Source organism: Cupriavidus necator (assembly GCF_013141915.1).
In the GTDB taxonomy this organism is placed as follows: Bacteria; Pseudomonadota; Gammaproteobacteria; order Burkholderiales; family Burkholderiaceae; genus Cupriavidus; species Cupriavidus necator_B.
In genome coordinates this window covers 394,036-414,664 of the sequence record NZ_SROX01000003.1, presented here as the reverse complement: position 1 = coordinate 414,664, position 20,629 = coordinate 394,036, and the positions used below count along the sequence as shown (strand labels likewise).

15 protein-coding genes and 2 pseudogenes are annotated in these 20,629 nt (G+C 59.4%); 5 read left to right on the top strand and 12 right to left on the bottom strand.

All coding sequences use genetic code 11. From position 1 onward, the window contains the following. The first annotated feature begins 203 nt into the window (after positions 1-203). Positions 204-881: a GntR family transcriptional regulator gene (locus E5S69_RS09750; RefSeq protein WP_233528044.1), complete on the top strand. Its 678-nt coding sequence runs from the start codon at positions 204-206 to the stop codon at positions 879-881. 525 nt (positions 882-1,406) lie between these two features. Here E5S69_RS09750 and E5S69_RS09745 read toward each other — a convergent pair. From E5S69_RS09745 to E5S69_RS09725, 5 genes are all read right to left on the bottom strand, one after another. Then, on the bottom strand, positions 1,407-2,417 hold the full coding sequence (locus tag E5S69_RS09745; protein ID WP_058697589.1) for an XdhC family protein: 1,011 nt from the start codon (positions 2,415-2,417) through the stop codon (positions 1,407-1,409). 36 nt (positions 2,418-2,453) lie between these two features. Further along, positions 2,454-3,038 (bottom strand): CoxG family protein, encoded by a 585-nt coding sequence (locus E5S69_RS09740; protein ID WP_070940825.1) that lies wholly within the window; start codon positions 3,036-3,038, stop codon positions 2,454-2,456. A 105-nt stretch (positions 3,039-3,143) separates the two neighbouring features. Then, positions 3,144-5,624: a xanthine dehydrogenase family protein molybdopterin-binding subunit gene (locus E5S69_RS09735; RefSeq protein WP_058697588.1), complete on the bottom strand. Its 2,481-nt coding sequence runs from the start codon at positions 5,622-5,624 to the stop codon at positions 3,144-3,146. After that, positions 5,621-6,118: a (2Fe-2S)-binding protein gene (locus E5S69_RS09730; RefSeq protein ID WP_058697587.1), complete on the bottom strand. Its 498-nt coding sequence runs from the start codon at positions 6,116-6,118 to the stop codon at positions 5,621-5,623. The genes E5S69_RS09735 and E5S69_RS09730 overlap by 4 nt, the downstream gene beginning before the upstream one ends. A 27-nt stretch (positions 6,119-6,145) precedes the next feature. After that, positions 6,146-7,018 (bottom strand): FAD binding domain-containing protein, encoded by an 873-nt coding sequence (locus tag E5S69_RS09725; protein WP_058697586.1) that lies wholly within the window; start codon positions 7,016-7,018, stop codon positions 6,146-6,148. A 776-nt stretch (positions 7,019-7,794) separates the two neighbouring features. Between E5S69_RS09725 and E5S69_RS09720 the strand changes: the two genes are divergently transcribed. Next, complete coding sequence (locus tag E5S69_RS09720) at positions 7,795-8,991, top strand: porin (protein WP_058697585.1); 1,197 nt, start codon at positions 7,795-7,797, stop codon at positions 8,989-8,991. A 16-nt stretch (positions 8,992-9,007) separates the two neighbouring features. Here the strand turns inward: E5S69_RS09720 and E5S69_RS09715 are convergent. Both E5S69_RS09715 and E5S69_RS09710 read right to left on the bottom strand, forming a co-directional pair. After that, positions 9,008-9,103 (bottom strand): annotated as a pseudogene (locus E5S69_RS09715) (IS5/IS1182 family transposase); the annotation flags it as partial. Positions 9,104-9,462: 359 nt separating this feature from the next. Next, positions 9,463-9,791: pseudogene (locus E5S69_RS09710) on the bottom strand (adenylate/guanylate cyclase domain-containing protein); the annotation flags it as partial. Between the two features lie 86 nt (positions 9,792-9,877). Between E5S69_RS09710 and E5S69_RS09705 the strand changes: the two are divergent. Further along, the gene (locus E5S69_RS09705; protein WP_058697583.1) at positions 9,878-10,969 is read left to right on the top strand and encodes an IS630 family transposase; all 1,092 of its coding nucleotides are present in this window, start codon (positions 9,878-9,880) and stop codon (positions 10,967-10,969) included. Positions 10,970-11,233: 264 nt separating this feature from the next. Here E5S69_RS09705 and E5S69_RS09700 read toward each other — a convergent pair whose 3' ends face one another. Then, complete coding sequence (locus tag E5S69_RS09700) at positions 11,234-12,133, bottom strand: LysR family transcriptional regulator (RefSeq protein ID WP_058697582.1); 900 nt, start codon at positions 12,131-12,133, stop codon at positions 11,234-11,236. Positions 12,134-12,229: 96 nt separating this feature from the next. Here E5S69_RS09700 and glaH point away from each other — a divergent pair, with 96 nt between their 5' ends. Continuing rightward, positions 12,230-13,162 carry a glutarate dioxygenase GlaH gene (gene glaH / locus E5S69_RS09695; protein WP_058697581.1) on the top strand — a complete coding sequence of 311 codons (933 nt, stop codon included), beginning with the start codon at positions 12,230-12,232 and terminating at the stop codon, positions 13,160-13,162. Positions 13,163-13,247: 85 nt separating this feature from the next. Next, positions 13,248-14,483, top strand: coding sequence for an alpha-hydroxy acid oxidase (locus E5S69_RS09690; RefSeq protein WP_058697580.1), 1,236 nt, complete (start codon positions 13,248-13,250; stop codon positions 14,481-14,483). 97 nt (positions 14,484-14,580) lie between these two features. On the opposite strand, the gene E5S69_RS09685 is transcribed toward E5S69_RS09690, so the two are convergent. The 4 genes from E5S69_RS09685 to E5S69_RS09670 form a co-directional block, all read right to left on the bottom strand. Further along, complete coding sequence (locus tag E5S69_RS09685) at positions 14,581-16,026, bottom strand: aldehyde dehydrogenase family protein (protein ID WP_058697579.1); 1,446 nt, start codon at positions 16,024-16,026, stop codon at positions 14,581-14,583. Positions 16,027-16,035: 9 nt separating this feature from the next. Continuing rightward, positions 16,036-17,190 (bottom strand): iron-containing alcohol dehydrogenase, encoded by a 1,155-nt coding sequence (locus E5S69_RS09680; RefSeq protein ID WP_116318645.1) that lies wholly within the window; start codon positions 17,188-17,190, stop codon positions 16,036-16,038. A 260-nt stretch (positions 17,191-17,450) separates the two neighbouring features. Beyond that, entirely contained in the window at positions 17,451-19,157 is a 1,707-nt protein-coding gene (locus E5S69_RS09675; protein WP_199414555.1) for a flavin-containing monooxygenase, read from the bottom strand. Next, positions 19,158-20,072 carry an alpha/beta hydrolase gene (locus E5S69_RS09670; RefSeq protein WP_058697577.1) on the bottom strand — a complete coding sequence of 305 codons (915 nt, stop codon included), beginning with the start codon at positions 20,070-20,072 and terminating at the stop codon, positions 19,158-19,160. Positions 20,073-20,629 lie beyond the last annotated feature (557 nt).

Below are 20,629 nucleotides of genomic sequence, written 5' to 3'. Positions count from 1 at the left end.
CGGCTTATTGCTGGCTCCAGAATCCGGGGTTCTGGATTCTGGGTTCTGGATCCAAAGAATAGGACAATGCATCGCCCTTGTATTTATGGGTTTACCCTTCTGCCGGAATCGAAATGGCGCTGCACTCACATTCAACGTTTGACGGTTGCTAGTGCGCGATGTACTCTGGATCCAGAGTACAAGGTACAAACTTGGAGGCCAGTGTGATCAAGCTGCAGAAGATTTCTGCCAGACCGGACTATGTGGAGGAGGTGTACAAGACGCTGTTGGATGCCATCAGCGATGGATCCCTCGAGGCCGGAACCCGCCTGAAGCAAGAGGAAATCGCGGAACAGATGCAGGTTTCCCGCTCGCCAGTGCTGAAGGCCCTCCTTCTGCTGAAGAAGGACGGCTTTGTGCAGGACGTCCCCGGTCGAGGTGTAGAGGTTGCGCCCATGGACGCCACCGCTATTTCCAACCTTTACATGATCCGCGGCGCCCTCGACGCGCTTGCCGCCCGCCTTGCCGCCGAGCGCCGCTATGAGATCGATCCCAAGCTCCTCGCGGCTGGACGACGGGTTATCAAGGGCAAGGACGTCAAGGCCATGGTCGATGCGGATATGGCCTTCCATCGGGCGATTTACGACGCATCCGGCAATCCCCTCATTGCAGAGAGCGCCGAGGTCTACTGGGCCCATCTGCGACGCGCAATGGGTGCCGGCTTGCAGTTCGCCACGCAGCGCGAACCGATTTGGGATGAACACGAGGCAATTGCCAAGGCAATTGCAGCAGGTGACAGCGCGCGCGCGGCCGAACTGAGCGAACTCCACACCACCCGCGCGCGGGAATTGGCCGTTCGGCTCAGCCAGTCTCAGGCGGAGCAGCGGTTGGCGATTGCGTAGCCGGACGCCATCGCGCATGGCCCACAGCTTGCCATTTGCTCAGCGGAAAGCGATTTGCGGCGAGCAGTGAAAGACGTTCGCGAAGCGACTCTCATCAAGGTCCCGTCTGCGAACCAGGAAGTTAGCAAGTACATGGGGGGAGCCTGAAGGCGTGATGACAAGCTTCACAGTTGCTGGCGGGCGCACACGTTTCCGCAGCGCCACACCGGGACGAGTAGGGCTTTCCAGTTGCTTAGCATATCCTTGTCATCGTGCTGTCGCGCCCCCCGCCGAAGTGAGATAGCCCTGTTGGTCAGCTTTCGGCTACCCATATTGCCTTCGCCTGTCTACTGAAGGCTCGGCCCTCGGATCTTCCACCCCAATGACACTCGGTTCCATAGTTTGTACAAATTTTCCGAGAGATTCTGCTCGAACATGGCGATGGTTTCGTCATCGCTGGACCATCTCGACGCCAACCAAGTGGTGTTGACGGGGTAATTACGATTCTTCAAGGCACTCCGTCTTGATGTCCGGACACAGTTGGACTCACAGGACCGCACAGGCGTGCGTGTCCGTTCCCGCCTTGCGGGCCATAATGTTCCAGCCGTCAGGCAGTACGATGCCATTCTTTACTGCGGTTAGTTCCGCGACGATCGAGACAGCGATTTCGTGAGGGGTCTTGCTTCCAATGTGAATCCCGATCGGTCCATGCATGCAGCGAGCCTGGTCTTCTGTGACGCCGAACTCAAGCAGGCGCTCACGTCTCATCCGGTTATTTGCGCGCGAGCCGATCGCACCGACATAAAAGGCGTCCGATTGCAACGCCTCCATCAACGCAAGGTCGTCGAGCTTAGGATCATGCGTCAGGGCAATCACCGCTGTCCTACGGTCAGGCCCCATGGCGATGACCGTGTCGTCCGGCATGGTTCTCACCAGCGTCGTTCCCGCCACGTCCCAATCGCCGACGTACTCGTCGCGAGGGTCGCAAACTGTCACCTGGTACTCCAATGCAACCGCCATGCTCGCCAGGAAGCTAGACAATTGCCCTGCGCCGATCAACAAAAGCCGGTACCGTGGGCCGTACACCGTCACGAGGTGCTGCGCATCGAGACTCAGGACATCATCGGGTTGCGCCGGTCGGAAGCAAATCGCACCAGACCTTAAATCGAGCACACGAGCAAACAGTTCGCGACGCTCTACCCGTTCTAGCATTTCTCCGATGCGGGCCAAGTCGCGATGCGATTCAAGTACGAGTTGAATCGTACCGCCGCAGGGCAAACCCATTCGCCGCGCCTCTTCCGCATTAACACCGTAGGTCACGATCTCCGGCGTGTCGAAGGAGAGGAATCTCTTGGAATTCTGATAGATCAGGTCATCCTCAATGCAGCCACCTGACACCGAGCCAGACACACGACCGTCGTCGCGCAGGGCCAGCATTGCCCCGATCGGACGCGGGCTGGAACCCCAGGTCCTGGTGACGGTCGCCAACGTTACTCCATGACCAGCCTCCAACCAGGCCTTAGCGTCTTTCAGTACTTGCAGGTCAATACTGTCCATGTAGGCTCCTTGGCGCCTCGTTCCGGCCGCAGGCCCCTAACGGAGCAACGTGAATGCCGTGGCAGCAGCCGCGCTCAAGCCAATGATCCAAGGAAGCAGGCGGGCGTAGGGGATGCCGCTGCTCGTTCGTGCAATGGGCGCCGCCATGACCTCTTCTGCCGGAGTAGTGACGGCCGGCGCTGCGGCTGCCAACGTCTGCTCGAAGGCAGTAAAGAAATCGTCAGCCATCTTCCTGGCCGCGCTGTCAACCAGCCTGGAGCCAATCTGCGCGAGCTTGCCTCCGATTTGAGCCTTGGCGGTGTATTGAACCCGCGTACCCTGTTCCTCGGCGCACAGCACGACATCAGCGCCACCCTTGGCGAACCCAGCTGCGCCACCCTGCCCTTCAAAAACGAGTGAATACGAGGTCGGCGCGTGTGCGTCGACAATGGTCAACTTGCCCTTGAAGCGAGCGCTGACAGGACCGACCCTCGCTGCCACCACAACTTCAAATGCGTTATCGGAAGTTGCGGAGATACTCTCGCAGCCTGCGATGCAGGACTTGAGGATCTCCGGGTTATTCAATGCATCCCAGACGGCTTGCTGCGGGGCATTTACATGCTGATGGTTCGAAAGTTCCATGGTCAGACAACTCAAACGTTAATGCGATAGGGAGCGGGCCGTGGCTGCGCCCAATCTCCCCGGATCAAACCTCAATCCTGAGGCGCGCGTGGCTGAGCGGCGCAATCAGCCATTTTTGCACTGCGCTTCCCGTACAATCCGGCGAATACGGCTAGGGGTAAGCGGGACCTCGGTCAGTTCCACACCGTACGGTCGCAGCGCATCCTCAACGGCTTGCACCATCACCGGCGGTGCAGCCATGCGTCCGCCCTCGCCGCCACCCTTAATACCGAATTCCGTGTAGGGCGACGGCGTCTCCACGTGACCGACACGCAGATTCAAAGGCACCTCATGCGCAGTTGGCATGTGGTAGTCCGCAAAAGACGCCGTGAGCAACTGGCCATTGCTGTCGTAGTGGAATTGCTCATACAGGGCCGTGCCGATTCCTTGAGCCGCGCCGCCTCGCACATGGCCATCGAGCGTCATGGGGTTAACCACAGTGCCGCAATCGTGTACAGCGACATAGTCAAGGATGGTCACTTTCCCAGTCTGCGGATCAACCTCGACCGCAGCCGCGTGTGCCATATGCCCCATGATCGGGTAGAAGATGCCAAGATGGCTACGATCGGACGCCGGCATGGTTGTCAGCGGATGGTCGTAAACCGAGGTTGTTTCCAGGCCGCTGGAGAATTCTGGCGTATCCGGGAAGTCCAGACGGAAATAGTGGATAGCCGATGCAAGTTCCGCAATCGTCTTGCCCGATCCCGGGATGCCCTTGATGATAACGCGACCGCCGGACAGTTCCAGGTCGTCGCTACTGCATTCCAGCATATGTGCGGCAAACCGGAACATTTTGTTGCGCAGCGTCCTTGATCCCGCCACGACGGCCCCTGCAACCATCACCGTATATCGACTGCCGCCCGGCCCTGTACCGTTGAACCCCGCGTCCGTATCAGCGTAGCTGACCGAGATGTCAGACGGCTCAACGCTGAGCGCCTCCGAAACAATCTGCGTCACCACGGTCTCGGGACTGTTGCCCCAGAATGGCGCGTTCAGCTTGACAAATACCTTACCGGTGGGATCGATCCGCATCGACACCGCCTCGGGCGAACTGGTCAGCGCGAATCCAGGCTGCTCCGGAGGATTCAGCGACCAGAACTCGGTCGAACTGAACACGCTGCGCTCCTGGCAGGTCACCACGCCGATGCCGATGTACTTGCCTTCCTTGCGCGCGGCTTCCTGCCGGGCACGCCATCCCTCATAGTCGAACATCCTGAGCATCTCTTGCATGACCGCCTGGTAGTTGCCGCTGTCATACACATTGCCCGTGGGAATCACGAAGGGAAATTCCTCCGGGCGGATCAGGTTGCGCCGGCGGATCTCGACCGGGTCCAGATTTAGCTCTCGCGCGGCAGCATCCACCATCCGCTCTATCACGAAGTTGGATACTTCCGAACCAAAGCCACGATACGCGCCCTGCTGGCACTTGTTGGTCAGCACTGCGATGATTCTCGCCTGCACACTATTGATACGATAGGGCCCAACGATCTGAGAGAATGCATTGCCGTGTGTCCCATACCCATACTGCAGGTAAGCGCCATAATCATCCATGACTTCATAGCGAAGGGACAGGATAGTGCCATCGCGTTTGACCGCAAGCTCGGCTTCGTAGACACGGTCGGAGCCGTGTCCGTCAGCGTTGGTCATATTGTCGAGGCGGTCCTCGATGAACTTTACCGGCTGACCTGCAATGCGTGCCAGCCCCGCCGTCAGAACAATAACCTTGTGCAGGAACAGCTTCGAGCCGAAGCTGCCACCGGCAAGCGTCGGCACGATATTGAGCTGCGTCGAAGGGACGCCGAGAGAAGCTGCGCAGAGCCACCCGACATAGGTATACATCGACGTGTTGCAGTGGACCGTAAACTTCCCGGTGCCGGGATCGTACTCCGCAACCGCGCCGACAGTCTCCAGTGGCTGCGGCCCCGACCGGTTCCACCGCAGGCGACGCTTGATAACTAGATCGGAGCGAGCGAAGTCGTCGTCAACGGGACCGAACGCAAAGGTACGGTCCATCGCGACATTACTGTCACCCAGGTCCGGGTGGAGAACGGCTTCACCCTTGGCATGCAACGCCGCCTCGAAATCTGCAACGACCGGCAGCTCCTCGAAATCCACATCAATCAGTTCGAGTGCATCCTCCGCGATGTACCGGTCCACCGCAACGACAGCGGCAACCGCTTCGCCGACATGGCGCACCCGGTCGATGGCGATCGCGTGCTGAACGACAGGCGGGCTCGAGAATGTCACCGTCGGTCCAGTCGTTTCCGCAAACTCCTTGCCGGTGACGACGGCGATCACCCCGGGCAACTCGCGCGCACGACTGACGTCGATCGATTTGATACGGGCGTGAGCGAACGGGCTTCGCAGCAACGCAACATGAGCCATGTTCGGCAGCACGATATCGTCGACGTACTTACCGCGACCAGTGAGCAGTCGCGGATCCTCGACTCGCTTCATGCTCTTGCCGATCCAGCGCAAATTCTGACGAGGCGCTTCCGATTGCCGCGACGCCGGGATTTTTACGTCCGGGATATATCGCTCGGTCATGGCTGCACTCCTTGTTGTTGGCGCATGGTTTCGGCTGCCGACATGATGGCATCGACGATCGTCTGATAACCCGTGCATCGGCAGAGGTTGCCCGAGATGGCTTCTGCGACTTCTTCACGCGTGGGATTGGGATTGACACTCAGCAGCTCCTTGGCGGTCATGAGCATCCCCGGCGTGCAAAAGCCACATTGCAGGCCGTGCTTTTCCCAGAACGCCTGTTGCAACGGATGCAACTTCTCGATCGTGCCGAGGCTTTCGACTGTTTCTACAGCCGCCCCTTGCACCTGTACGGCGAACGTCAGGCACGAGCGTACCGTCTTGCCATCAAGCATGACGTTACAGGCGCCGCAGACCCCATGCTCACAGGCGACGTGTGTTCCGGTCAGATGGCATTCATTACGAAGAAAATCGGAAAGCAGCATACGGGTCGGTATGCTCCGCTCATAAGTTTTGCCGTTAACGTTGACGGCAACATCGATCTTGTGGACTGTCATGGCTTCAACTCCAGTGGTGCGTTGCAGTCAGGCATGCCCTTGGGCGCGCTCCGCCGCCCTGGCGAGCGCTCGGGCGGTCAGCGTACGAATCAGGTCGTGGCGGTACTGCCTGTCCGCATGGATGTCTTCGATAAGGTCGAACCCTTCACTAGCAAGCGCAGCGACGCGGTCGAACAACTCCGTTGACGGCGACTGGCCTGTCAGAGCTTGCTCGACCGCAGGCAGACGCCGCGCCCGGTCTGACACACCCGCGTAGGCGACCGACGCTTCCTCGATACGTCCACCGCGAATATCGAGCAGCGCGGCGACTAAAGTCATGGCGAAGTCGCCCTGGCGCGCCGACACTTCCTCAAACGCGTAACCGCGGCGGCTCGCCGGCACCGGGATTTGCACCTCGACCAATATTTCATTCGGTTCAAGTGCCGTGGCATAGATGCCCTGGAAAAAGTCCTCGGCCGCAATGCGGCGTTCGCCGCCAATGCCTCGAACCACCATAGTGGCCCCTACAGAGAGCATGACTGCCGGCATCTCCGAAGCCGGATCGGCGTGGCACAGATTTCCACAAAGGGTGCCGCGGTTCCGAACGGTTCCGTGCGCGACGTAGTGATAGGCTTCGCTCATCAAAGGACAGCATTCCTGGACTAGCGCTGAATCCTTCAGATCGGCGTGCCGCATTAACGCGCCGATACGGAGGATATCGCCGTCGCGACGGTGATAATCCAGTTCGCTCACGCCATTGATGTCAATCAGCACATCGGGCCGGGCCATCCGAAAGTTCATCATCGGCACAAGGCTTTGCCCGCCAGCAATTACCTTGGCGTCCGGGCCGGACTGTGCCAGCAGCCGCAGGGCGTCATCCAGCGTGCCGGGCCGGCGGTATTCAAAGGATGTGGGTTTCATATGTATTTCCAGGTCGTCGACTAGAGGCCAGTTGCAGATGTGGCCCGACGAATACATGAGGTTCCTGCTCTCGCGCCGATGACAGACGGTCACCGTTGCTGCTGCGACGCATGAGCCAACTGAAGGGGCGACCTAGGGACGCCTGACGAAATTAGAGGTGGAAGCGAGCGGCATCGAGGACGGAATGCCGTTCCACGGATGCAAAGGGCGGATGGGCAACATGTTGTCTCCTTTTGTCTTTATCGTTCGATAATTCTTGGTCGAAGCGCACACATTGTCAAGTGATAAATTACGAGAAGAAAGAAAGACAATATTTGATGCAGCTAGGTCCATGCTGGGGCGTGAAGTAAATCGGTTTCCGCCTTCCTGACAGCCCCCTCGCTCTTGCTGCGCTTCCCTAGCAGAGACATCCCTCTTCCATAATTCGAAGCGTGGGACATTTCTGTCTCCCAACCGGACACTTATGTCCGCCGGCTGTCTTCTGGGATTTGCTTAGGCTCACTTCAGAGCTGAGTTCGACAGCATTAATTACGGGATTACCCTCGAAAATTGCACCTAATCCTCCTTGGCACAGAACTTGATCATGCATCACCGCAATCGCAGCGCCGAACACACCAGCTGCGCATTGCTTGCGGCATGGCTCGCACCCCAAAGCCTGGCTCTGGGCGGCTGTGCAACAGAAATATTTACGCCCCTTCGACAAGGTCATCGCGACCGAACCGAACACATCAAAGAACTGGCGTCGCTCTGTCGCACGCCAACACAGGAGACGAAGTATGAGTCGTTGCGCAAAGCATTCTGCCGCCACGGTGTCAGCCCTGCTGGCCCTGGGCGCCACATTCAACGCCAACGCGCAATCTACTGTCACGCTGTATGGCGTGGCAGATATCAACGTCGAGTTTGCCAACCACGTCGGCAGCGTACCGTCGGCATCCAATCAATTCACTTCCGGCACCGGGGATAATGTCTACCGCATGAACTCTGGCGGCGTCGCCGGGTCGCGATGGGGCCTGCGAGGTGTTGAAGCACTGTCTGGTAGCTTGAACTCAGTCTTCGTGCTCGAAAGTGGCTTTGCCATCGATACTGGAGTCGGTGAACAAAGTGGACGGCTTTTCGGACGGCAGGCATACGTCGGACTGCAGGACCAACGCTATGGCCAGCTATCTTTTGGCCGGCAGTACACCTCTGCCTTTGATGCGCTGGCAAACTTCTCACCAATGGCATTTGCTACGCAGTATGATCCGGTTGTTGCACTCACCGGCCCAAACTTCCGGGAAGACAATTTGCTCAAGTATTCCGGCACATTCGGTCCGGTTACGGCGGTTGCGCATTGGTCCTTTGGTTCGGGCGTTGCCTTGCCACAAGTCGTAGCGCCCGGTGTCGCACTAGGCGGCAATGGCGAAGCGCCTGGGCACTTTCGGCGTGATACGGCGTATGGCGCCGGGCTGAACTATTTCGCCGGGCCGCTTGGCCTGGCGATCAGCTACGATCAGCTCAATCCGTCGATGGGTATCACTGGCGGCTCCATTAGCAGCGGTTCCTTCAAGAAAGCAGCTACTGCCGTCAGCTATAGCTTTGGCGCGGCGAAACTCATGGGGGGTTATCGCTGGGGACAAAACAAGGCACCCAATGGGGACACGCTTCAGCGCGACGATCTATACTGGATCGGTGGAACCTTTCAAGTCACACCCGCATTGAGCATTGCGCTCTCATACAACTACCAGAATCTGAAGAGACTCCTGGACAGCACGTCTTCACCGAATCCTTGGCAAGTAGGCTTTCTTTCCAGCTACTCGCTTTCCAAACGGACTGACCTCTATCTCACCAGCGCATTCTCGAAACATGCCGGGCTAATGCTTGACTCGGCCGCGACAGTGTTCGCAAACAGCCTCGCGCTCGGCAACAGCTACGCGCTTGCCACAGGGAAGGACAACATGTTCGGTGCTGCCGTGGGAGTCCGTCACACCTTCTGAGAGCCAGTTTGAAAGTTCAAGGATGGGCGGCTCTGCGCAGTAGAAGTCCGCCCATTGCAATATAGACCATGGCCTCGAATACGCCGGGACGCCGCTCATAGTCCCTGACCAGTGCATGTAGCGCAATGCGATGTTCCGTAAGCAGGGAACTGCCAGCGACCTCCTGCGCCAGGCCGTGCTTGAACGAATACTCTATCTCGGGAAAGGGGGGCAGGTCGTAGATGAACTCGCCCTCCAGGCAGGAGGGCGAGTTCATCTTCCGGCTGCCCGACAACCTGCCGGATCAGGCTCAGAGGGAACCGCTTGCCGATCACCGCAAGCGTCTGCAACAGTGCCCTCTCCGCGATGGAAAGCCGGTCGATGCGGGCGGCAAGCACCCCTTCTTTGTCGGAATATGCAAGCTGGGGAGCGTCTCCTCGATCTGGTAACTTTCGGGCACGCCCACCAGCGCGTTCTCCTCGGGACCAGAGTCCCGAACAGTGCGAGGATCCCGTCGCCCAGGGACTTGGCGACGTAGCCTTCGTAGTGATGCACGGTCTCCATCATGAGGCCACCACGGTCAATGAGATGGCGTGCTTCTTCGGGATCCAAGTCGTGGATCAACGCCGTCGATCCGGCCATGTCGGCAAATAGTGCCGTGATCGTTTTGCATTCGCCCGCGCGCTCCCCCTCGCTTCCAGCGTTGCCTGTTCGGGCAAGGTGCGCTCGGCCAGGTGGGGTGGCGTGTAATGAACCGGGGCAAACTCCGCAAGTGGAGTTGCACTTGGAGGCGCGCCACACTCACTGCAATACTTGGTTATTGGGCTCGACTCTAGTGTCCTGTCCCGTAAATAACTGGCATTAGTCTTGCATACCGTTTCGGCATTCTGGGAACGGAGATATCGAGATGATTACGGGCAGACCGAAGGCCGAATTGGTGTTGAGCGAAGACGAACGCGCGCAGTTGCAGGCGTTCGCGCGCAGCCGGTCGTTGCCTGCTGCGTTGAGCAATCGGGCGCGCATCATCCTCTGCAGCGCCGACGGTGAGCTCAATAGCGCGATCGCCGAGCGGCTGAAGATGGGCAACGCCACGGTCGGCAAATGGCGTGCGCGCTTCATTGCACGCCGAATCGCCTGTCTGTATGACGACGTTCGCCCGGGGGCCCCTCGCACGGTCGACGACGAACGGGTGGCGCAATTGATTCAGACCACCCTGCATACGAAGCCGGCCACTGGCTCGACACACTGGAGCGTGCGTGCTGTCGCGGCCGAGACCGGCATCTCCAAGAGCAGCGTGCAGCGCTACTTCCAACTCTTCGGGCTGCAACCTCATCGTACCGAAGGCTTCAAGCTGTCTACCGACCCGTTCTTTGTCGAGAAGCTGCGCGACGTGGTGGGCTTGTACCTGAGCCCACGTGACAACGCGCTGGTGCTGTGCGTGGATGAGAAAAGCCAGTGCCAGGCACTGGAGCGCACGCAGCCGATGCTGCCCATGGGATTCGGCTACGTCGAGGGCGTCACGCACGACTACAAACGTCATGGCACCACCACGCTGTTTGCGGCGCTGAACATCCTGAATGGAGCCGTGCTGGCGCGATGCAAACCGCGCCATCGCCATCAGGAGTTCCTGTCGTTCCTCCGAGAGATCGACCAGGCCGTGCCCGCCGAGCTGGACATTCACTGCATCGCCGATAACTACGCTACGCACAGCCACCCGAAGATCAAGACCTGGCTGGCAGCGCGTCCGCGTTGGCACATGCATTTCATCCCGACCTACAGTTCCTGGCTCAATCAGGTCGAACGTTTCTTCTCCCTCATTACCGATAAGGCTATCCGCCGCGGCTCGTTCACTAGCGTCAAGCAGTTGGTCCAACGCATCGATCATTTCGTGACCGCTTACAACGCGGACTGCCAGCCGTTTCGCTGGACTGCCACTGCCGACTCGATTCTCGAAAAGTTGCACCGACTTTGCTCACGTATTAGTGGGACAGGACACTAGTTGCCACAGCGTGGACAGACGCATGTCAGCTTGGCGCGGCACTCTTGAATTTTGCCGCAATTGGATTCTCGAACCGACATTTTGTGAAGCACATATCACTCTCCACCACTTCGGCCCGCCTTATAGGCCACTAGACGCCCAATTGATTCCGGTTTCAATCAGTGCTTGGGTGCCCGATCTGCTGCGGCCCGCTGACCTGCTCAAAGAACCGCCCCGCCCTGCGAGAGACAAGCCGAAAAAGCCCGTCACTTGAATACGGCAACGCTATGGCCGAGTTTCACAAGACAATGACTCCTCAACAAAGGCGCGAACTGCAGGGGAAAGCTCTCGCTTCCGGCTAGCGATTGCCAAATCAACAGCATACTCAAAGTCCTGGATGGCTCTGTAACAAACCTCCGGCTGTAGAAAATTCCGCATGGACTCGGGTACGACAGCCACGCCGTACCCAGCCGAAGCCAGGCTAATCGCAGAGATGAAATCCTGAACGCGATAGTCGAGAATCGCCGAAAATCCTCCGGCGGATCCCAACGCCGACAGTACCTCTCCGAAGCCCTCCTCCTCGTCGAACTGCGGCGAAACAAAGGACTGATCTTTCAGGTCACTGGCAACCAATCTTGGCTTCCTCGCCAGCGGATGGCTCTCCGCCATGGCAACGACCACACGTTCACTCTGTATGAGCGTTGCCGTCAAGCCCGCCGGATACTGGCGCCGCAGCCGCACAATGCCGACATCAATCTCGCCGCTATCCAGCGCTTCAAACTGCCGTGGCGTATCCATGGCCACGACCTCAACGCGCACATTTCCATGGGAAACGCGGAAATGGCGCATTAATCGCGTCAGCACACCGCTGCTCACGCCAGAAGCTACATATGCGATTCGGACAATGCCCGCAAGGCCTCGTGCCGCCAGCCGGCCGACCTGATCGGCTCGTTCCAGATGTCGCAACGCCCCCACGGCTTCCGCATGGAACAGACGCCCCGCATCCGTGAGCGTCACCGGTTGCCGTTTGTTCCGATTCAGCAGGCGAACTCCCATGTCCTGCTCCAACCGCTGAATCTGCGCACTCAGGGCGGATTGCGCCACATCGAGGCGATCTGCCGCCTTGGCGAAGTGCAGCTCCTCGACCACGGCAGTGAAGTATCGCAATTGCCGGGCATCGATCATTTGATCTCCATCTCCGAATAAAGATTATGTTCGGGCCGCTGGATGCCGACCAGGAAGCAGGCTGAAATGGAGTCCCGAACTTAGAAGGAGACCCCAATGAACGCACCGCTCGCAGACGCGATTCTCTCCACCCCCGAGCAACCCCTCTTCCATCTGTTGCCCCACGCCGATCACCATCGCCTCATGCATGTCACGGCCGACGAGGCCGCACTTTCCGGCTTTCTTGACGACGCCCGACATGTCGATGTCCAGAATCTCGAGTACGTCCCGTTCATGCGCTACCACCTCGCCAACCTGCTGGTCCAGCGCCTTGGCAACGGCTTCGCGCAAACCTTGATTGACTTGGTCAAGAACCGCCGCCACGGTGGATTCACGATGGGTCTCCAGGGCCTTTCGGATGACTCTGCAGACTTCGTCCGGCTCGGTACGGCCGTGTGCCATATCCTCGGCCCCAGCAATCACGATGCAATGTCCGGGACATACTACGCCCGCTTCATCGTGAAACACACGGACGACAGCGACTCCTACCTGCGCCAGGCCTATCGCCTGTTCACGATGCACACTGACGGGACGTTTGTCAGTGAGGCGACAGACTGGCTGCTGATGATGAAATTTTCCGAAGAAAATGCCATCGGTGGGGAATCGCGTTTCTTGCATCTTGATGATTGGGACGAGATCGAGCAATTCGTCAATCACAAACTTGGGACCAGGCCCTTCCAGTACAAGGCGCCAGGCTCCAAGAATGTCTCCGATAGAGTCGAGCGCCCCATTTTCTTCCAGAGCCAGTTCGGACTGTCGATGTCGTTCATTGATCAGTTCGTCCAGCCCGCCGACCGCGACGAAGCGGCCTTTCTCCATGCGTTGTCGGCCTCCATGGAGGCGTCCGCCGGCACGAAGGAAGTCTCCCTTCCGGTCGGCGACCTCGTCGTGCTGAACAACTATTTCTACCTCCACGGTCGGGCGCCTTTCAAGAAGAATGAGTCGCTGTTCCGTGAACTGATGCGACAACGCGGCACCCTCGCATCATGAGATGGGCTGGCGCTGTTAATCCCGTATTGCGATCGTGTCGATGCGGATGCCGCGCCACTCGAACGAGCAGAATGCAGGAAGACAAATGAAACTCCACGAAGGCACAAGAATTCCGGAGGGGCTGCCTGCCACGCAGCGCCATCTCGCCGCCTATGCGGCGAAGAAACATCTCCCTCCCAAGCTGCAGAAGATCCTTTCCCTGGCCGACTTCGAAGCCGCCGCGCGCAGCCATCTGCCACGGCCGTTGTTCGGCTACATTTCCGGCGCCGCCGAGGACGGCATATCCCTCAATGCCAATCGAAACGCATTCGAGCAGCTTAGATTTCTCCCCAAGGTCTTGATCGACGTATCCCATCGATCGCAAGACACCGCCATATTTGGCAAGACCTACGCATCTCCATTCGGCATTGCACCGGTGGGCATCAGCGCCATCTCGGCATATCGGGGCGACATCGCGCTGGCGCAGGCGGCGCAGGAGGAGAACATTCCGGCGATCATGAGTGGCTCGTCCCTGATTCCGATGGAAGCCGTCCATGCCGCTGCCCCCGGCACATGGTTTCAGGCCTATCTTCCCGGTGATACCTCGCGCATCGACGCGTTGATAGACAGAGTCGGCGCAGCAGGCTTCTCGACGCTCGTCATTACCGTCGACATCCCGGTATGGGCGAACCGCGAGAACAACGTACGGACGGGGTTCTCGTTGCCGTTGCGCCCCTCCCTCCGACTCGCAATGGACGGACTGGCCCACCCCCGCTGGCTCGCTGGAACCTTCTTGCGAACCCTCATCGCTCATGGCATGCCCCATTTCGAGAACTCCTTCGCGACCCGCGGCGCGCCCATGCTCTCGGCTTCGGCAATACGTGACACGACTGGCCGGGACCACCTGTCCTGGGCGGACATTGCGCGGATCCGCCAGCGCTGGACCGGAAACCTGGTCATCAAAGGCATTCTTCATGCTGACGATGCCAGGCACGCCGTTTCGCTTGGTGCGGATGGCATCATCGTCTCGAACCACGGTGGACGCCAACTGGATGGCGCAGTCGAACCCCTGCACGTACTGCCGCATATCTGCGATGCGGTCGGAGACCAGACGGTCGTGATGATGGACAGTGGCATCCGGCGAGGTGGCGATGTCCTCAAGGCGCTGGCGCTGGGCGCTCGCTTCGTCTTCCTGGGTCGACCATTCATGTATGCAGCGGTTGTCGGTGGCATACATGGTGTAAGACATGCTATCAGCCTGCTCAGGGAGGAAGTCGATAGGAACATGGCTATGCTCGGCACGCCAACGATTGCGCAGGTTCATCGCGACGTGCTTGCCTGAGCCTAACATGGGGTCGCGCAGACCGCGTGGCCCTTCGTACGCTACTCGATGCGTAGTGAGGCGGCCGGCTTGAACCGCCGACCGCCCCGCGCCACCATCACGACAGCGTGTAGGCCGTCTTGACCGCAGTGTAGAACTCGCGCGCATAAGTACCCTGCTCGCGTGCCCCGTAGCTGGATCCTTTGCGACCCCCGAAAGGCGAGTGGTAGTCGACCCCGGCAGTCGGAACGTTGACCATCACCATTCCTGCGACCGAGCGCCGTTTGAAGTCAGTCGCATACTTCAGGGAGTTTGTGCAGATGCCGGACGACAGCCCAAAGTCGGTGTCATTGGCCACGGCCAAAGCTTCCTCATAGTCTTTGACTCGAATCACCGTCGCAACAGGGCCAAAGATTTCCTCGCGATTGACACGCATATCATTGCGTGTCTCCGTGATCAGTGCCGGAGAAAGATAGAAGCCTGGGGTGTCGCGCTCAAGACGTTCGCCACCAGAAACCAGGCGCCCGCCCTCCGAAACTCCCAGGTCGATGTATTGGCAGTCCTGTTCAAGCTGATCCTGCGACGCCACCGGCCCGATATCGGTCCCGTCTTTCAACGCATGGCCGATGCGAAGTTCGGACATGCGCCTTGTCATCGCCGCCACGAAGGCATCGTGGATACCCTCCTGCACCACGAGGCGGCTGGACCCTGTGCAGCGCTGCCCGGTCGAGTAGAACGACCCCTGAATGGCGACGGAGACCGCAACGTCCAGGTTGGCATCATCGAGAATCACCAGCGGGTTCTTGCCGCCCATTTCCATTTGCACCTTTGCGCCACGCTGAACACACGTGACTCCGAGGTGCCGGCCCGTATCGACCGAGCCCGTGAAGCTGACGGCCCTGACCTTTCGCGAAGCTGCGATGGCCTGACCAACACTGGAACCAGGTCCCATGACCAGATTGAAAACGCCCGCGGGCAGTTTTCCTGCGCGGACGATAATTTCCGCCAACGCCCAGGCGCTTCCGGGCACCAGATCGGCGGGCTTGAATACGACGGTGTTGCCGTAGGCCAGCGCGGGAGCAATTTTCCAGGCCGGAATAGCAAGCGGGAAGTTCCAGGGTGTAATGATCCCCACAACGCCCTCGGGTTCGCGCGTCACTTCGACGTCGACACACGGGCGAATGACCGGCAGTTTTTCTCCGCTGACGCGCAACGCTTCGCCTGCAAAGAACTTGAAGATGCGACCAGCACGCACTGCTTCGGCAACGCCTTCGCCACGGGTCTTTCCCTCCTCGCGCGACAATAGTTCCCCCAACGCTTCGCACCGAGCCAGGAGCTCCGTGCCAACTCGATCGAGCGCATCGGCTCTTTGCTCTGCCGTCCACCTTTCCCAAACGCCTCGGACGTCAAAGGCGGCGTCAATGGCTTGCTCGGCTTGCTTGGCGTCGGCGCGGGTGTAGGCACCAATTACGTCGTCGGTATCAGAGGGGTTGATGTTCTGGCCGGTTCTCGGGCCTTCGACCCACTCGCCGCCGATGTAGTTTCTGTGAATGGATGTCGTCATATCAGTGATTCAGTAGGCTGCCTCGTACAGGGCCAGCGCCTGGTCGTATTCGATCTCGCGGGGATTGTGGACCAGTAGGCGCCGAATATTCATCACGTCCCGGGCCAGCATCGGGATGTCCTCCCCCCTTACCTTCACCTCGCGCAGGCTGTGCGCATACGGCATGTCGGAGACCAGTTTGCAGATGGCGTCGACAAAGTTTCTCGCAGCGTAGGTGTCGGTGGTCGATTCGAGTTCCGGCAGCAATGCGCGTCCCATCCGCGCGTAGATGGCGCTTGCCGATTCGAGATTGAATCGCAGCACATGGGGCAGCATTAGCGAGTTGGAGAGCCCGTGCGGCACGTGGTAGTGAACCCCGAGCGGATAAGCTAGTGCATGGACGGCACCGACGGAGGAATTGGCGAAGGCCATGCCGGCAAAAAGGGAGCCGAGCAACATTTGTTCCCGAACATCGAGGTTCTTGCCGTCGTGGATCGCCAGCGGAAGATTGCGGTAGAGCATCTTCAACGCCTCTATCGCCAGCGCATCCGACAACGGGTTCTTCTTCAGATGCGTGGTGAGGGTCTCGATGGCATGAACCATGGCATCCACGCCGGTCATGGCCGTCACCGCCGGTGGCAAGCCGACGGTCAATTCGCAATCGAGCAGCGCGAGATCCGGCAGGAGCAGCCCTGCGACAATCGGCTTCTTCTCATGCGTGGGTGTAGTCACCACGGAAATCGGCGTAACTTCGGAACCAGTGCCCGCCGTGGTCGGGATCTGGATCAGCGGCAGCCGGGGCCCGCGCGCCAGACCCACACCGTAGATCTCGTCCATCGCCTGAGGGGTACGGGCGAGCAAGGCCACCAGCTTGGCCGTATCGAGCGAACTGCCCCCACCGAAGCCGATCACGCCATCGGCGCCGGCCTGCCTCGCGCTGTCGGCGGCATTAATGATGGTGGCCTCTGGCGGATCGGCCAGCACATCAGCGTATACCGTGACCTCCACTGACGCGTCTCGTAGTGCCTCGATAGCCGATGTCGTCAGACCGGCCTTATGTAGTCCGCCGTCCGTGACCAGGAAGGCGTGCCGCATTCCGTGTTCGCGGGCCAATGTGCCAAGATGACGGATTGCGCCGCGCTGACACGTAATCTTTGGGGTGGTGTGGAAATCAAATTGACTCATGTTTGGGTTTCTCCTCGGCATCTCAGTGGACCCTCAACGGCTTCGGTAAGCCAACATGCGCCCGCCATGTTCTGCGTCAAGCGCCGCATGCGAAGGCGGCATTCCGACTGGCGCAATGCATGGTGAGATGCGACCGCAGGGTGATGTGCCACGTGAATGCGGTGCCGTCTGATCAAGACCAGACAGCACCGCCCGCGGGGCAAAGCGGATTGACCTGGCGCTGCTCACGCCAGGCAGACTTGCCGACTTACCTGGCCGGCTCAGCTCGACAGCACAAAGCCTTCATAGCCGTTCCGGGCGTTCTCTTCGCACTTCTCCAGATACAAAGGCAGGCCACCCGGGTAGTTGAGCATCTCGCGCTTCTTGCCAGGAATGTTGGCGCCCATGTACCACGAGTCGGTCTGGACGAACAGCGACTTGGATGCCACGTCATTCACGTGCTCGGCCCAGGATTCGTCGGCTTCCGTCGTCGACTCGATGCGCTGGTATCCGTTGTCCCGCAGGTGCTCGAGACACTGAATGACCACATCGCCCTGTATTTCGGCAGCGGTCGGCCCGTTCAGGAAGCCTGTGGGAGCATGGGGGCCATACACGAAAAGCAGGTTCGGGAAACCAGCGGTTGCCAGGCCCAGGTTAGCGCGAATGCCGTCTTTCCAGCGATCATTGAGCGTCGAACCATCGGTGCCGCGAATATCGATGCTCAGGATGCCGCCGGTGACCGCATCGAAGCCGGTGCCGAGGACAAGAATATCGAGCTCGTGCTCCGCCCCGTCGTTCATGACCACCGCCGTCGGTGTGACGTGGTGGATGGGGTTCTCGCGAATGTCCACCAGTGTGACGTTAGTCTGGTTGAAGACCTCGTAGTAGCCGTTTTCCAGGCACGGCCGCTTGGTGCCAAATGGATAGGGTGCGGTGTCGGGAGCCATCTTACTGGCGATTTCCGGGTCGTTGATGCGCGCACGCGTCTTGTCCCGCCAGAAGGCGTACGCCGTGTCGTTGGCCTCCTTGTTTGACAGCACGTCGTTGAACGTCGCCAACCATGGGTGGAATCCCGCTTTCGCCCAGACCGCCTCATAGGTTGCCTGACGCTCCTCCGGCGACACTTCCATGGCGCCTACAGGCAGGAAGTCCATATCGAATCCGGCGAATGTCCGTCGACGCAAGGCATATCGTTCGGGATAGGCTTCCTTCATCCTCGCTTGCATCTCGGAATTGGTTTGGCGAGGCCCCATCGGCAATGCCATGTTCATGGTGCGCTGGAAGACGGTCAGGTGGGATGCTGTCTTGGCCGCCTCCTGAATAACCTGCACCGCACTAGCACCGGTACCGATGACACCCACGCGCTTGCCCTTGAAGTCCAGCCCCTCCTGCGGCCAGACGCCGGTATGCGGCTTCGGACCGGAAAAGGACTCCAGACCATCGATCTTCGGAATATACGGCTTCGCGGCAAAGCCCGTGCACAGGATCACATAGCGGCCCTGGAACTGCTCGCCGCCGGTCGTCTCCAGCGTCCACTGCTTCTTTGCCTCATCAAAGTTTGCAGATGCCACGCGCGCGTTGAATTGCATGTCCTTGCGCACATGCCATTTGGAATCGACATAGTGGAAGTACTCGCGCAGCTCTTCCCAACCCGGGAAGAGTTCCTTCCAGGTCCAGTCCTTCCACAGGGTCTCATCGGAAAATTCGTAGATCGGGACCTGAGTGTCCACCCGGGCGCCCGGGTAGCAGTTCCAGTACCAGATCCCACCGATGTCCGGCGCGGCTTCAAGCAGGCGCACCTTGAAGCCGCGCTTGCGAAGGTTGTAGAGCTGGTAGACGCCCGAGAAGCCTGCGCCCACGATCAGGACGTCATAGTGGTCGCCCGCTGCATGACTGGCGGAAGGAGTCGTTGCTGAGGAAATAGCGCTGTTCATGATGAAATCTTCGTATAAGGCGATTGTCGAAAGTTCGTGGTTGGCGTTATCCATTCATGCCAATCCGATGCGGGGGCGCACCCACTGCGCCATCCTCTGGATGACGTCATCCGCTTCGGGCGCCACGCCGGCCAGGAACTGGAAGACGTGCTGCATATCGTCGTAGCAATCGAACTTCACCTCGACACCGGCCTGCTTTGCCTTCTCGACGATGCGAATGCTGTCATCGAGCAGCGTCTCCGCATTACCCACCGTCAGGTAGATCGGGGGATATCCGCTGTAGTCGGTGTAGAGCGGGTTCGCCAACGGGTCGTAGCGGTCTCCCTCCGGACCGATGAACAGCGGCCCCAGAAACTCCGTGGTGTCCTTCGACACAAAGGCATCCCGATGTGCGTTGGTCTCGTAGGTTTTCCCGGAGATATCCCAGCCCGCCCACGGCGAAATCGGCATGGTGGCCGCCGGCAGCGGAAGATCGCGCGCACGTGCTGACGCAATGGTTGTCAACGCAAGTGCGCCGCCTGCCGAATCCCCCACCAATGCAATATGCCGGGGCTTCAGGCCCTGATCCTTCAGGAGCCATTCATAAGCTGTCGTCATGTCATTGACCGGACCCGGGTGCGGATTCTCCGGAGCCCGGCCATAGTCGACAATCAGCGCCCGGCAGCCTACGGCCTTGGCAATGTGGGCGAACATCTTCCTGTGCGTGTACATCGATCCGACGACATAGCCACCTCCGTGCGAGCAGAGCAGTGCGCGGTCCGGATCGCACCCTTTGGGAATGGCCCACATTGCCGGCACGCCTGCGGCATTGACTTCGATGTAGTCGACACCACCAGGTTCGGCGGTGACATCGCCCCAATGGGAGAACAGTTGTCGCACTTCTTCCAGCGACATGTCGGGCTTCTCGCTCATTGTCTTGACCCAACCTGCATACAAGGTCTTGAGCGCTTCAGATTCAACGCTAGCCATACGTCTCCTTTCAGTCTTGTGAGTAGTAGTCAGTTCCCTTTGCATCGGGTCGGCGCGTCGCGAACCGCCGCCCCCAGATGCATTGGTGTTACCTGTAGATGCGACATCACGGGCAAACCTCATAGATCAAGTTCTGTGCCACCCGGTTTTGGCACAGAAAGCAAGGGTTTTCCCTGTGAAAATGCGCTGATTTCAAGTGGACGTGCCGCATCTGTCCGAGGCCGGTCGGACAAAAATGTCTCGCGAGTCTTGGGACAGGACACGCCGGCTTTGGAGCGAGTGGACTTGCTAGCGGCATGGCTGGCGCACGACCGCAGGTTGCAGGCCTCATCGCAGTGGATCGTGTGGACGCCCGCCTGGAAACGAGAAGTCGATGGGTGCCGATTTCGTGCTGGATCCGACGAAACGCAATGTGGTGCGCGACGTCATGGAGCCGAAGCAAGGCGCTGGCCCGGTCGTCGTGCCCGGGCGGCTAGGAGCGCATGTGCCGAATGCGCAATGTCGTTTTCAGCCAGCGCATCTGGCTTCCTTGCCTCGTCACGCACAAGTACTCGCTG